This window comes from Ideonella sp. A 288 (genome assembly GCF_002198735.1).
Lineage (GTDB): Bacteria > Pseudomonadota > Gammaproteobacteria > Burkholderiales > Burkholderiaceae_C > Pseudaquabacterium.
Genome location: NZ_MWLO01000123.1, coordinates 16,424 through 30,430, shown reverse-complemented (window position 1 = coordinate 30,430; position 14,007 = coordinate 16,424). Strand labels below are relative to the sequence as shown.

Genomic DNA, 14,007 nt, shown 5'->3' with positions numbered 1-14,007 from the left:
ACCTCACAAGCCCGAAATCAGTGCATCGAGCATCTGGCTGGTCACCAGCGTGACGCCCTGCTCGCTGCGCTGGAAACGCCTTGCGTCGGCCGCGGCGTCCTCGCCAATGACCATGCCTTCGGGAATGATGCAACCTCGGTCGACGATGGTTCGGTTCAGGCGCGCGCCGCGCCCCACCTGCACCCCCGGCAGCAGCAGCGACCAGGCCACGATGGCGTGCGAATGCACCCGCACGCTGGAGAACAGTACCGAGCGGAACACCTGGCCCGAGACGATGCAGCCGCCGGACACCAGCGACTCGATGGCCATGCCACGGCGGTCGTCCTGGTTGTGCACGAACTTGGCCGGCGGCAACTGGGGTTGGTAGGTCCAGATCGGCCAGCGCGTGTCGTAGAGGTTCAGTTCCGGGTCGGTGGCGGTGAGGTCGATGTTGGCATCCCAGTAGGCATCGATCGTGCCCACGTCGCGCCAATAGGGGTGCGCGCCGACTTTGGCACCGACGCAACTCATCTCGAACGGGTGCGCCACCGCCTGGCCTGCACGCACCGCGGCCGGGATGATGTCCTTGCCGAAGTCGTGGCTGGAGGTCGGGTTGGCCATGTCGCGCTCGAGTTCGCGGTACAGGTAGCGGGCATTGAAGATGTAGATGCCCATGCTCGCCAGCGATCGATCGGGCTTGCCGGGCACCGACGGGGGGTCGGCCGGCTTCTCGACGAAGTCGACGATGCGGCGTTGTTCGTCGATGGCCATCACGCCGAAGGCATGGGCCTCGCTGCGCGGCACTTCGATGCAGGCCACCGTGCAGTCGCGCCCCTGCTCGACGTGATCGGCGAGCATGATGGCGTAGTTCATCTTGTAGATGTGGTCGCCGGCCAGCACGACGATGTAGTCGGCACGGTACGAGGCCAGGATGTCCTGGTTCTGGTACACCGCATCGGCGGTGCCGCGATACCACGACTCCTCGTCCACCCGCTGCTGGGCCGGCATCAGGTCGACGAATTCGTTCATCTCCGAGTTGAGGAAGGCCCAGCCGCGCTGCATGTGGCGCAACAGGCTGTGGCTCTTGTACTGGGTGATGACGCCGATGCGCCGGATGCCCGAGTTCAGGCAGTTGGACAGGGCGAAATCGACGATCCTGAACTTGCCGCCGAAGTACACGGCCGGCTTGGCCCGTCGATCGGTCATCTGCTTGAGGCGGCTGCCGCGGCCGCCCGCAAGCACGAGCGCCACGGTGCGACGCGGAAGGTCGAGGCTGGAGGCGAGTTCCTTGGGTTGCATGGTTGTTGCTTCGTGCGCCGGCACGATGGCCGCATGTCCACCATGGTGCCACGACGCGCCTTCACATGTTCGGGCTCGTGCCGATAATTCGCTTTCCTTTGACGCCACCACGCCTGTGACCCATCAACCCAGCCCCACCCTGCCCGCCGCTCTGGCCAAGGCCATCGAGCACCACCTGCTGCACACCGTCGGCGTGGCTCCCGGCGAGGCCGGTCCCCCCGAGCTGATGGCCGCCTTCGCGCAGGCCGTGCGGGCCGAGCTGTCGCGGCGCTGGGTGGCTGGCGAGGCGGCCGACCGGCGCGACCGCGTTCGGCGCGTCTACTACCTGTCGATGGAGTTCCTGATCGGCCGCAGCCTGGGCAACGGCCTGCAGGCCCTGGGCTTGCAGGGCGAGGCCGCCACCAGCGCCGCCGAGCACGCGCGCACGCTGGAGGACATCGAATCGACCGAGCCCGATGCAGGCCTCGGCAACGGCGGTCTCGGCCGCCTGGCCGCCTGCTTCCTGGACGGCATGGCCACGCTGGGCCTGCCGAGTTATGGCTACGGCATCCGCTACGAGTTCGGCATGTTCGCGCAGGGCATCCAGGCCGGTCGACAGGTCGAGCGGCCCGACCCCTGGCTGGCCGACGGCACGCCTTGGGAGTTCCCGCGCATCGGCGTGCACCACCCGGTGCGGTTCGGCGGCTGGGTCGAGCACTCCGAGTCGCCGGGCGCGCCGCCGCTGTGGCGCCACGCCGCGGAGGTCGACGCCAAGGCCTTCGACCACGTGGTGCCGGGGCATGGCACCGAGCGCGTGTCCACGCTGCGCCTGTGGAAGGCGGCCGCGCCCGCGCAGATCGACCTCACGGCCTTCAACAGCGGCGACTACGCCCGCGCCGCCGAGTTCAAGAACCAGTTCGAGAACATCTCGTGGGTGCTGTACCCCAACGACAGCACTCCGGCCGGACGAGAACTGCGGCTGCGTCAGGAGTACTTCTTCACCAGCGCGTCGCTGCAGGACATCCTGGCCCGCCACTGGCTGGAGCACGGACGCTTCGACAACCTGGCCGACCAGGTGGCCATCCACCTGAACGACACGCACCCGGCCATCGGCGTGGCCGAGCTCATGCGCCTGCTCGTCGACGAGCACGGCGTGGCCTGGGCCGACGCCTGGGCCACCACGCGGCGAGTCTTCAGCTACACCAACCACACGCTGATGCCCGAGGCGCTGGAAACCTGGCCGGTGGCGCTGATGCAGCACGTGCTGCCACGGCATCTCGAGATCATCTTCCGCATCAACCACGACTTCCTGGTGCTGGTGGAAGCAACCTGGCCCGGCGACGGCGACGTGCAGCGCCGCCTGTCGCTGATCGACGAGAGCGGCGAGCGGCGTGTGCGCATGGCGCACCTGTGCATCGTCGGCAGCCACAAGGTCAATGGCGTCTCGGCGCTGCACTCCGACCTGCTGGTGCGCACGGTGTTTGCCGACTTCGCCCGGCTGTGGCCCGACCGGTTCATCAACGTCACCAACGGCGTCACGCCGCGCCGCTGGCTGATGCAGGCCAACCCCGGACTGTCGACGCTGCTGGACGACGCCATCGGCACCGGCTGGCGGCGCGACCTGGCCAAGTTGGACGCGCTGGCACCGTGGGCCGAGGACGCCGACTTCCGACAACGTTTCCTGGAGGTCAAGCGGGCCAACAAGCGGCACCTGGCGCGCACCATCGACACGCTGTGCCATGTCGCGGTCGACCCCGCGTCGCTGTTCGACGTGCAGGTCAAGCGCATCCACGAGTACAAGCGCCAGTTGCTCAACGTGCTGCACACCGTGGCCCGCTACCGCGCCATCCTGGCCGAGCCCGATGCCGACTGGGTGCCTCGGACGGTGATCTTCGCCGGCAAGGCGGCGTCCAGCTACCACACCGCCAAGCAGGTGATCCGCCTGATCCATGACGTGGGCCAAGTGGTCAACCACGACGTGCGCGTGCGCGACCGGCTGAAGGTGGTGTTCCTGCCCAACTACAGCGTGTCGCTGGCCGAGGCCATCATGCCCGCGGCCGACCTGTCCGAGCAGATCTCCACGGCCGGCACCGAGGCCTCGGGCACTGGCAACATGAAGCTGGCGCTCAACGGCGCGTTGACCATCGGCACCGACGACGGCGCCAACATCGAGATCCGCCAACACGTCGGCGACGACAACATCTTCATCTTCGGGCTGCGCACCCCCGAGGTGGCAGCCACCCGCGCGGCGGGCTACCAGCCGCTGCGCCTGGTCGAGGCCAACCCGCGCGTGCGCGGCGTGCTCGAGGCCATCGCCTCCGGGGCCTTCTCGCCCGACGAGCCGGCCCGCCATCGCGGCCTGGTCGATTCGCTGCTGTGGGGCGGCGACCATTACCTGCTGCTGGCCGACTTCGAGGCCTATGCGGCCGCGCAGTCGCGGGTCGACGACCTGTGGCGCGATCCTCAGGCCTGGGCCCGCAAGGCCATCCTCAACGTCGCCGGCATGGGGGCCTTCTCGGCCGATCGCAGCATCGGCGAGTACGCCCGCGAGGTGTGGCACCTCGAAGGTCGGCGCTGACCCTCCCGGCGGACACGCAGCCAAGAAAAAGGGCGCCTTGCGGCGCCCTTTGGCTGAGACGGGCGTTCAGGCCGATCAGTTCAGCGGGACCTTCTTGCCGTCCTTGTACGAGTACAGGGTCATGGCCGGGTTCTTCAGCTCGCCATCGGGCTCGAAGCCGACCTTGGCGGTGACGCCCTGGAAGTTGCTTTCGAACAGCTTGGCCGTGTAGACCTTCGGGTCGGCCGAGCCGGCGCGCACCATGGCGTCGACGAGCACGTGCACCGCGTCGTAGGTGTAGGGCGAGTACACCTGGAACTGGTTCGGGTACTTCTTGTCGTAGCGGTCCTTCCAGACCTTGCCGCCAGGCATCTTGTCGAGCGAGGCGCCGCCTTCGGCGCAGGTCACGTTGGCCAGGGTCTTGGCGCCACCGGACAGTTCGGCCAGCTTGGCAGTGCAGATGCCGTCGCCGCCGAAGAACTTGACATTGCTCAGGCCGAGCTGTTCCATCTGGCGCAGCATCGGGCCGGCCTGCGGGTCCATGCCACCGTAGAACACACCGTCCGGCGCCTTGGACTTGATGGCCGTCAGGATGGCCATGAAGTCGGTGGCCTTGTCGGTGGTGTACTGCTCGTCGACGATCTGGATGCCACGCTGCTGAGCGGTCTTCTTGAAGACCTCGGCCACGCCCTGGCCGTAGGCGGTGCGGTCATCGATGATCGCAACCTTCTTCAGCTTCAGGTTGTTGGCCGCGTGCAGCGCCAGGCCGGCGCCCAGGGCGTTGTCGTTGGCCAGCATGCGGAAGGTCGTCTTGTAGCCCTGCTGCGTCAGCTTGGGGTTGGTCGCCGACGGCGTGATGTGGGGGATGCCACATTGGTTGTACACCGTGGACGCCGGGATCGTGGTGCCCGAGTTCAGGTGGCCGACCACGCCATTGACCTTGGCGTCGCACAGCTTCTGGGCGGCCGCGGTGCCCTGCTTCGGGTCGGCGGCGTCGTCTTCGGCCACCATTTCGAGCTTGACCTTCTTGCCGCCGATCGTCACGCCCTTGGCGTTCAGATCCTCGATGGCCATCCGGGCGCCATTCTCGTTGTCCTTGCCATAGTGGGCCTGGGCGCCAGAGACCGGGCCGACGTGGCCGATCTTGACGACCATGTCCTGCGCCATGCTGGTGCCAGCGACGAGCGCGACGGCGGCGCCGACGATCAGATTGAGCTTGAATTGCATGCAGTAACCTCCGGATGAGTGAGTTGAGCGCGCGCGATGCCCAATGCTAGCGCTGTGGTGTTTCTCAACGGCCGCAACAATACCCTAGTTGCGCGGCGCCCCACATGGGGAATTCTCTCGCCGCGTGGGCAAGAGGCCCTCCTGGGCACCGGGGACACAACGCGCCGACTTCCTGCGCCGCCGACACGATGCGGCCGGCATTGCCCGGCGCCCAGGCGCTCAGCCCGCCCGGCCACCGGCTTCCTGGCGGTAAGGCATGTTCGAGGGCGTCGACCCGCAGGCCGAATAACGACGCCAGCGCTGGCGTGCCGCCAGGGCCTCTTGCTCGTCCGCGGCCACCACCTCGATGACGCGCTCGAAGCGCTCGAAGGCCTCGACGAAGTCGGGCCCCAGGTTGACCAGCACCCCCGCATCGGCCGGCACCTCGGCCGAATCCGCCAGCCAGATCGGCGTGCGCCGCATCTCGGCCGTCGGCAGCTCGCCGTGCCGCATCCGCAAGTGCGGCACGAACTCTTCCTGCTCGAAGACCCACAGCGCCTGATCGAGCCGCGACAACGCCTCGGGTGTGCCCACCACCACCAGCCTCGCACCGCTGCGCCACGCCTTGCGCAACAGGCGACAGGTGTAGAGCGGCTTGTCCGGGATGCCGGTGTGGAAGGCGACGTCGGTCATTGCCCCTGCGACAGCACGTAGTGCGTGAGCAGGCCCACCGGCCGGCCGGTGGCGCCCTTGGCCGCGCCCGACTTCCAGGCGGTGCCGGCAATGTCGAGGTGCGCCCAGCGCAGCTTGCCGGTGAAGCGCTTCAGGAACATGGCCGCGGTGATCGAGCCGCCCGGGCGGCCGCCGATGTTGCCCATGTCGGCGAAGTTGCTTTTCAGCGCCTCGTCGTACTCCTCGTCGACCGGCATGCGCCAGCACGGGTCGAGCGCGGCATCGCCGGCGGCCAACAGTTCGCCGGCCAGGCCGTCGTCGGGGCTGAACAGCCCGGAGCGCACCGCCCCGAGCGCGATGACGCAGGCGCCGGTGAGCGTGGCGATGTCCACCACCACCGCCGGCTTGAAGCGCTCTGTGTAGGTGAGCGCATCGCACAGCACCAGGCGCCCTTCGGCGTCGGTGTTGAGGATCTCGATGGTCTGGCCCGACATGCTGGTGACCACGTCGCCCGGCTTCACCGCCTTGCCGCCGGGCATGTTCTCGCTGGCCGCGATGACGCCGATCAGGTTGACCTTGGCGCCCAGTTCGGCCACGGCGCACAGCGTGCCCAGCACGCTGGCTGCGCCGCCCATGTCGAACTTCATCTCGTCCATGCCCTCGCCGGGCTTGAGCGAGATGCCGCCGGTGTCGAAGGTGATGCCCTTGCCGACCAGCACCACCGGCGCCTGCTTCTTGGCCGCGCCGTTGTAATGCACGACGATGAAGCGCGGGGGCTGGTCCGACCCCTGCGCCACGGCCAGGAACGAGCCCATGCCCAGCGCCTCGATCGCCTTGCGGTCGAGCACGTCGACCTTCAGCTTGTACTGCTTGCCCAGGCGCCGCGCCTCGGCCGCCAGGTCGCTGGGCGTGCAGTGGTTGCCGGGCCGGTTGGCCAGTTCGCGGGCCAGCGTCACGCCCTTGGCGATGGCCGCTCCGCACGACAGGCCGCCGGCCAGGCGCTCGGCCTCGGCCTTGTCGCGGGCCAGCACGGTGATGCGCGACAGCGCCGGCGCCGCCGGCGCGCTGGGCTTGGTGGTGCGGTACAGGTAGGCCGCGTCGCCCACGGCCGCGGCCACGGCCTCGGCATGGCCGGCCTGCAGCGCCTCGACGCCGGCGATCTGCACGCCAACATGCTTGATGCCCTGGGCCTTCAGCAGCGCCAGCCCGGCGGCCGCGGCGGCCTTGACGGCCTTGGGGGTGTCCTTGCCGGCCACCGCCACGGCCAGGCGCGATGACTTCAGCCCGGGCAGGCGATGCAGGTAGAGCGTCTTGCCGGCCTTCAGCACGAGATCACCGTCGCGCACCGCGTCGGACACCGCCGCCGCGATGGCGTCGTCGAGCCCGGCCGGTACCGTGTCGGCCGCGATCAGCAGCAACAAGGCATCGACGGCCAACTGGCTGGTGGCGCCGGCGGCGGCCACTTGGGTGCGGAAGTCCATAATTCGCCCGATTCAAGAGATGGAATGATGTTATTCGATTCGACTGTGCGTCGAGAGCTGGCCAGGAGCTTCGGGGCCACCCTGGTGGTCATCCTCACCATCGTCATCACGATGATGCTGATCCGCACGCTCGGCCAGGCGGCGGGCGGCAGGATCGCGCCCGAGGACGTGGTGCTGCTGCTCGGCTACTTCGCACTCGGCCACCTGCCGACGATGCTGTCGCTGTCGCTGTTCATCGCCGTGGTGGTGACGCTGGGCCGCATGTACCGCGACAGCGAGATGGCCATCTGGTTCACCTGCGGGGTCGGCCTGTCGCGCTTCGTTCGGCCGGTGCTGCGCATGGCCTGGCCGGTGCTGCTGGTGGTGGGCCTGCTGGCGCTCTTCGTCTGGCCCTGGGGCAACCGCAGCAGCGCCGAGCTGCGCCAGCGTTACGAGCAACGCTCCGACCTGTCGCGCGTGGCCCCAGGCGTGTTCCAGACCTCGCGCGACGGCAGCCGTGTGTTCTTCGTCGACCGCGCCAGCCGCGAGGGTGTGGACGGGCACAACGTGTTCATCCTGTCACGGCAACCGACCGCCGAGTCGGTGACCTCGGCGCGCAGCGGCCGCCTCGAGACCATCGACGCCGACCGCGTGCTGGTGCTCGAGCACGGCCAGCGCAACGAGACCGAACTGGCCACCGGGCGCCGCAGCCTGGCCAGCTTCGACGACTACCGTGTGGTCGTCGATGAACGCACCGCGCGCAGCGCCGAGGCCGTGCTGCCGCGCGCCATGCGCACCATCGACCTGATGCGCAACCCCGATGTCCGCAACCAGGGCGAACTGGCCTGGCGCTTCGGACTGCTGCTGGCCGCCGCCAACCTGATGCTGCTGGGCGTGGGGCTGGCCGCCACCAACCCGCGCCGCGCCAGCAACTGGAACCTGCTCTTCGCGCTGCTCGGATTCATCGTGTACTTCAACCTCATCAACCTCTCGCAGGCGTGGGTGGGCGGCGGCCGCTTCGGGCTGGGGCCGGCCATGTTGACCCTGCACGGCAGCGCCTTCCTGCTGGCCATGGGGCTGCTGTGGTGGCGCGACCATGCCACGGTGGTGCGCTGGTGGCCGAAGAGGGCGACTGCATGAAAACCGTCCGCCGCCTGCTGTACCGCGACATCGTCTGGTCGGTGGCCTTCGTGGCCGTCGCGTTCCTGTCGCTGTTCTTCTTCATCGACTTCGTCGACGAGATCGAGCAGGTCGGCCGGGACGGCTACACGCTGTGGCACGCCGTGGCCAAGTCGCTGCTCGAGCTGCCCGGGCACTTCTACGAGCTGTTCCCGATCGCGGTGCTCATCGGCACCATCTACTCGATGGCCCGCCTGGCGCAGTCGTCCGAGTTCACCATCCTGCGCACCGGTGGGCTGGGGCCGGCCCGCGCGCTGTGGCTGCTGGCGCTGCCGGGGCTGGCCTTCGCGGTGCTGACGTTCATCGTGGGCGACCATGTGGTGCCCTGGACCGAGCGCGAGGCCGTGCTGCTGAAGGCCGGCGCGCGCGGGCTGTCGCTTGGCCACAGCGGCGCGTGGCTGAAGGAGCGGCGCCTGCAGGGCACGCCGGACGAACGCAGCATCTCGGTCAACGTGGCCGCCACGGCGCCGGGCGGTGAGCTGCGGGGCATCCGCATCTACGAGTTCGACCGCGATGGTCGGCTGCGCACCCGCATGGAAGCCGGCGCAGGCCTGGTCGGAGCCGATGGCCAGTGGCACCTGCGCCAGGTGCAGCGCACCGACTGGCCCACGCCCGACACGGCCGGGCAGTCTGCCAGCCTGCAGGCCCAGACCCTGGCCACGCTCGACTGGCCCAGTTCGCTCGACGCCGGCGTGGTGGCCGCCGCACTGCTGCCGGTGCAGACCATGTCGACGCTCGAGCTGTGGCGCTACAGCACCCACCTGACCCACCAGGACCAGGCCGCGCAGCGCCACGAGATCCAGTTCTGGAAGAAGGCGCTGTACCCATTGGCCTGCGTGGTGATGGTGGCGCTCGCCCTGCCCTTCGCCTATCTGCACGCCCGCGCTGGCGGCGTCAGCTTCAAGGTGTTCGGCGGCATCATGCTGGGCATCAGCTTCGTGCTGCTCAACAACGTCTCGGGCCACCTGGGCCTGTTGCAGCAATGGACGCCGTGGGTGGTGGCAGCGGCTCCCAGCGCGCTGTACCTGCTGCTGTCGATGGCCGCCTTTGCGTGGCTCGTGAGGTACCGGTGAACGATTCCCCCCGTGGACTGCTGCTCTTTGCCCATGGCGCGCGCGACCCCGCGTGGGCCCTGCCCTTCGAGGCCGTGGCGCGCCGCTGCGCCGAGCAGCAACCGGACTGCCCGGTGGTGCTGGCCTTTCTCGAGTTCATGACCCCCGGGTTGGTCGAGGCGGGCGAGGCGCTGGCCGCGCGCGGCTGTCGCCAGGTGAACGTGGTGCCGTTGTTTCTCGGGGCCGGCGGCCACGTGCGCAAGGACATCCCGCGCCTGCTGGCCGAACTGACCGAACGCCACCCGGACGTGGCCTGGCGGCTGCAACCCACCATCGGCGAGGCCGCGGCGGTGGTCGAGGCCATGGCGCAGGTGGCCCTATCGGCCGGCGCGCCGCCATGAACCTGCACCAGTTCCGCTTCCTGCAGGAGGCCGCGCGGCGCGATCTCAACCTCACCGAGACGGCCAAGGCGCTGCACACCTCGCAGCCGGGCATCAGCAAGGCCATCCTCGAGTTCGAGGAAGAGCTCGGCGTCGACATCTTCGTGCGCCACGGCAAGCGCATCCGCCGCATCACCGAGCCCGGTCTGCAGGTGCTGAAGTCGGTGGAGATCATCATGCGCGAGGTGGCCAACCTCAAGCGCATCGGGGAAGAGTATTCGAAGCAGGACGCCGGCACGCTGTCCATCGCCACCACGCATTCGCAGGCGCGCTATTTCATGCCGCAGGCCGTGGCGGCGCTGCGCCGGCGCTTCCCGCGGGTGCAGGTGGTGCTGCACCAGGGCACACCGCGCGATGTGGCGCGCATGCTGCTGGACGACGTGGCCGAGATCGGCGTGGCCACCGAGGTGCTCACCGATGCCGAGGGTCTGGTGTCCATGCCCTGCTACCAGTGGCAGCACGCCATCGTCGTTCCGGCCGGGCACCCTCTCGCGGCGGTCGAGCGGCCGACGCTCGAGCAACTGGCCGCCGAGCCGCTGGTCACCTACCACCCCACCTTCAGCGGACGCTCGCGGGTCGACGAGGCCTTCGCGCGTGCGCGGCTCAGCCCCACCTTCGCACTGGAAGCCATCGACGCCGATGTCATCAAGACCTATGTGCGGGTGGGCATGGGCGTGGGCATCGTGGCCGAGATGGCCGTGCGCGACGACCCGCTCGACGGCGACCTGGTGTCGCGCCCGGTCGGCCACCTGTTCGGCTTCAACACCGCCCGCGTGGCCTTCAAGCGCGGCGCCTACCTGCGGCAGTTCGTCTATGCGTTTGCCGAGATGCTGTCCGACCGCCTGTCCCGACCCCTCATCGAGCGCGCCATGTCCGGCGAGCCCGATGCCTTCGACCTTTGAGCGATGACCACTTCCCCCGCCCGCACGCCCGTCCCGCCCAGCCGGCTGCCCAACGTCGGCACGACCATCTTCACGGTGATGTCCGCGCTCGCCACCGAGCACGCTGCCGTCAACCTGGGCCAGGGCTTCCCCGATTTCGAGGGCGATCCACGCCTCATCGACCATGTCACGCAGGCCATGCGCGAAGGCCTGAACCAGTACCCGCCGATGGCCGGGGTGCCGGTGCTGCGGCAGGCCGTGAGCGACAAGATCGCCACGCTGTACGGGCGGCGCTACGACCCTGCCACCGAGATCACCATCACCGCCGGCGCCACCCAGGGCATCCTCACGGCCGTGCTTGCCATCGTCTCGCCGGGCGACGAGGTGATCGTGCTCGAACCCTGCTACGACAGCTACGTGCCCAACATCGAACTGGCCGGCGGCACGGTGGTGCGCGTGGCCCTGCAGGCCGGCACCTTCCGCCCGGACTTCGCCGCCATCGAAGCCGCCATCGGGCCGCGCACGCGCGCGATCATCGTCAACTCGCCGCACAACCCCAGCGCCACGATCTGGCGTGCGGCCGACCTGGACAGGCTGGCCGAGTTGCTGCGCCCCACCGACATCCTGCTGATCTCGGACGAGGTGTACGAGCACATGGTGTTCGACGGCGAGCGACACGCCAGTGCCGCCGCGCACGCCGAGTTGTCGGCGCGTGCCTTCGTGGTGTCGAGCTTCGGCAAGACCTACCACGTCACCGGATGGAAGGTCGGCACCGTGGTGGCGCCCGAGCCGCTGATGGCCGAGTTCCGCAAGGTGCACCAGTTCAACGTCTTCACGGTCAACACGCCGATGCAGCATGGCCTGGCACGCTACATGGCCGACCCCGCGCCCTACCTCGAACTGCCGGCGTTCTACCAGCGCAAGCGCGACCTGTTCAGGGCCGGCCTGGCCGGCACCCGCTTCCGGCTGTTGCCCAGCGAGGGCAGCTACTTCCAGTGCGTCGACTACAGCGCTATCAGCGCGCTGCCCGAGGAAGACTTCTGCCGCTGGCTCACCGCCGAGGTGGGCGTGGCCGCGATCCCGCTGTCGGCCTTCTACGACGACCGCCGCAACCAGGGCCTGGCCCGGTTCTGCTTCGCCAAGAAGGACGAGACGCTGGCCCTGGCGCTGGAACGGCTGGCGCGCCTCTGACCGCCCGCAGGCCTGCGCCTCAGGACCGCGCGCGGCGTGCCGGCGCCTGGTCGACGGTGGGCAGGTCGGCCAGGCGGCTGTCCATGCCGCGCTCCAGTTCGGTGAATGCGCCCGGCTGGGTGACCTCGGTGTCGAACTCTGCGAACAGGCTGAGGTCGAGGTCGAGTGCCGGCGGCGTCGCGGTGCGGTCGAACGACACCTGGGGCTGCACCGGCAGCGTCTCGTCGGGGCGCCGCGGCAGGCGCGCCGCACGCTGCACGGCCGCCTCGATGGGCAGCAGCAGGTCGATCGACGCCGGTGCCGCGCCGCCATGGTCCAGCAGATCACGGGCCAGCGAATACAGCAGCAGCACCTCGCGGTAAGCCGGCAGGTCGAACATCTGCCCGCCGTCCTTGCGGAACAGCAGGTCCTCCAGCGTGGCCATGGCCACGGTCGGGTTCGACCACGCGCGCTGCATCGAGGCGATCACCTCGGGATAGTCCTCGAGCAGCCGGCCGTGCTGAAGGTCGGCGTCCCAATCGGGCGCGTAGGCATTGAAGCGCTGGTTGAAGCGCGCGCGGGTGCGCTCGTAGCTGTCGGTCTCGCCGCGACGGCGGTAGATCTCGAGCAGCTTCAGGTAGGGCAAGGGGCTGATCCCGCCGGTGCTGCGGATGTGGCCGACCAACAGATCGATGGCGGCATCGTCCTGCCCCAGCACGACGAAGAATTCGGCCTGCTGCTCGAGGTCGATCAGTTCCTCGACGGTGACCGCCCGCGGCGGTGTCTGGGTGGTCCAGCCCGGCTCCACGATCATGGTCGTCGGGATCGACGCACTCACCGGTTCGGGCGCTCTGGCCGGTGGTGCTGCGGACCAGGCCGGCGGGGCCGGGGCCGGCGTCGCCGCTTTCTGCGGCAGCGCAGCGGCAGGCCGCGCCACAGCCGCGGGGTTGGCCTCGACTTCAGGCTGGGCTTCGGCGGCCTGAGCCGCCTTCCACCACTGCGCATGCGCGAGCCGCCGCAACCGGCGCAGGCGAAGGCCCAACCACACCGACGCAGCAGCCAGCAGCGCGATCACGCCAAGCAACCAGGGCACCCAACCGGACCCGGAATCCGTCGACGCGAGACGGCGACGCAGTTGCTGGTTCTCGGCCTGCATCTGCTTTCCATCGGCCAGCAGCTTCTCGACCTGGGCCTCCAGCGACCGGGCACGTGCATTGGCAGCGGAGGCCGCGGCCTGCACCGATGTCACGGTCTGCATCGCAGCCGTCACCGCGCTGGCCGCCTCGGCAATGGCCGCCGAGGTCTCGTCGGGCAGTGGCGGCTCGGCCGCTTCCAGGGTCAGGCGCGAGCGCGGCGCGACGGCACGGGCCGCCGTGCGGGCCGAGGGCCCGGCGTCGGCCTTGGCCACCGCAGCCCGCGGGGCGGTGGCCGTGCGCGGCGCCTTGGCGGCCTTGGCCGGCCTGGCAGGCTTGGCCTCGGCCGGGCTGGTGGCCTCGGCCGACGAGGTGCCGTCGACACCGGTCGCCGCCAGCGCCTTGACGCGCGGCGAAGGCATTGGCAACCGCTGGCCGGGTCCGGCCGCTGCCTGCGCGGTCGGGCGGGTGGACTCGGTGGCCAGCCCGGCGACCTGCTGGACATCGGCCAGCGCAGGCGGCGCGGCCGCCACCGCCGGAGGATCGGCGAACACCGTGAAGCGGCGCGAGATGCGGTTGGCACAGCCGACATTGAGCTGCACCGTCACCAGGGGCTCATCGACATTGACGAGCGTGCCCACACGCACCACGCGATCGCGCGGCCCGGCGCCGGGTTCGAGCACCCAGCGCACGTTGAAGGGCGGCACCCGCCGGTCACCGATGCTCACCTCGGCGGACACGCATTCGGGTTCGAGCACATCGCCCTCGTCCAGCAGCACCGGCAAGGCCACCACCAGGGGCGAACCCATCGGCACGCTGCCGGGCCCCTGCCCGAAGCCTGCGGCCAGGGCGGCTGGGGCCACCACGACCGATGCCAGCGAAAGCGCCGTGGCCACGAAAAAGGTGCGCATTCTGGGCAGGCGTATCGACAGGTGAAAGGGGTTGACAAGGGGCCGATTCACTCTAGCACGCAGCCCCTCGCGCGCAGGGGGGATCAGGG

The 14,007-nt window shown here is 69.5% G+C and carries 11 protein-coding genes; 6 read left to right on the top strand and 5 right to left on the bottom strand.

Annotated elements, in window-relative coordinates; translation table 11 throughout:
• Positions 1-3 precede the first annotated feature (3 nt).
• Positions 4-1,278 (bottom strand): glucose-1-phosphate adenylyltransferase, encoded by a 1,275-nt coding sequence (gene glgC, locus EOINJALH_RS14050; protein WP_088281027.1) that lies wholly within the window; start codon positions 1,276-1,278, stop codon positions 4-6.
• Between the two features lie 115 nt (positions 1,279-1,393).
• Between glgC and EOINJALH_RS14045 the strand changes: the two genes are divergently transcribed.
• Entirely contained in the window at positions 1,394-3,835 is a 2,442-nt protein-coding gene (locus EOINJALH_RS14045) for a glycogen/starch/alpha-glucan phosphorylase (protein ID WP_234413838.1), read from the top strand.
• Between the two features lie 75 nt (positions 3,836-3,910).
• Here the strand turns inward: EOINJALH_RS14045 and EOINJALH_RS14040 are convergent, their stop codons facing one another.
• The 3 genes from EOINJALH_RS14040 to EOINJALH_RS14030 all read right to left on the bottom strand — a co-directional run bounded on the left by EOINJALH_RS14040 (position 3,911) and on the right by EOINJALH_RS14030 (position 7,173).
• Positions 3,911-5,041: a branched-chain amino acid ABC transporter substrate-binding protein gene (locus EOINJALH_RS14040; RefSeq protein ID WP_088281023.1), complete on the bottom strand. Its 1,131-nt coding sequence runs from the start codon at positions 5,039-5,041 to the stop codon at positions 3,911-3,913.
• A gap of 219 nt (positions 5,042-5,260) precedes the next feature.
• Positions 5,261-5,713, bottom strand: coding sequence for a DNA polymerase III subunit chi (locus tag EOINJALH_RS14035; protein ID WP_088281021.1), 453 nt, complete (start codon positions 5,711-5,713; stop codon positions 5,261-5,263).
• Complete coding sequence (locus EOINJALH_RS14030) at positions 5,710-7,173, bottom strand: leucyl aminopeptidase (protein ID WP_088281019.1); 1,464 nt, start codon at positions 7,171-7,173, stop codon at positions 5,710-5,712. The genes EOINJALH_RS14035 and EOINJALH_RS14030 overlap by 4 nt, the downstream gene beginning before the upstream one ends.
• A gap of 27 nt (positions 7,174-7,200) precedes the next feature.
• Between EOINJALH_RS14030 and lptF the strand changes: the two genes are divergently transcribed.
• The 5 genes from lptF to EOINJALH_RS14005 are packed head-to-tail and all read left to right on the top strand — an operon-like array spanning position 7,201 to position 11,895.
• The gene (lptF, locus tag EOINJALH_RS14025) at positions 7,201-8,292 is read left to right on the top strand and encodes an LPS export ABC transporter permease LptF (protein WP_088281397.1); all 1,092 of its coding nucleotides are present in this window, start codon (positions 7,201-7,203) and stop codon (positions 8,290-8,292) included.
• A complete protein-coding gene (lptG, locus tag EOINJALH_RS14020; RefSeq protein ID WP_088281395.1) occupies positions 8,289-9,404 on the top strand; it encodes an LPS export ABC transporter permease LptG in 1,116 nt (371 codons plus the stop codon). The genes lptF and lptG overlap by 4 nt, the downstream gene beginning before the upstream one ends.
• A complete protein-coding gene (locus EOINJALH_RS14015; protein ID WP_234413837.1) occupies positions 9,401-9,784 on the top strand; it encodes a sirohydrochlorin chelatase in 384 nt (127 codons plus the stop codon). Before lptG ends, EOINJALH_RS14015 begins: the two co-directional genes overlap by 4 nt.
• The gene (locus EOINJALH_RS14010; RefSeq protein ID WP_088281015.1) at positions 9,781-10,725 is read left to right on the top strand and encodes a CysB family HTH-type transcriptional regulator; all 945 of its coding nucleotides are present in this window, start codon (positions 9,781-9,783) and stop codon (positions 10,723-10,725) included. Before EOINJALH_RS14015 ends, EOINJALH_RS14010 begins: the two co-directional genes overlap by 4 nt.
• 3 nt (positions 10,726-10,728) lie before the next feature.
• A complete protein-coding gene (locus EOINJALH_RS14005) occupies positions 10,729-11,895 on the top strand; it encodes a pyridoxal phosphate-dependent aminotransferase (protein WP_088281013.1) in 1,167 nt (388 codons plus the stop codon).
• A 19-nt stretch (positions 11,896-11,914) separates the two neighbouring features.
• Here the strand turns inward: EOINJALH_RS14005 and EOINJALH_RS14000 are convergent, their stop codons facing one another.
• Complete coding sequence (locus EOINJALH_RS14000) at positions 11,915-13,918, bottom strand: hypothetical protein (protein ID WP_088281011.1); 2,004 nt, start codon at positions 13,916-13,918, stop codon at positions 11,915-11,917.
• Positions 13,919-14,007: the final 89 nt, after the last annotated feature.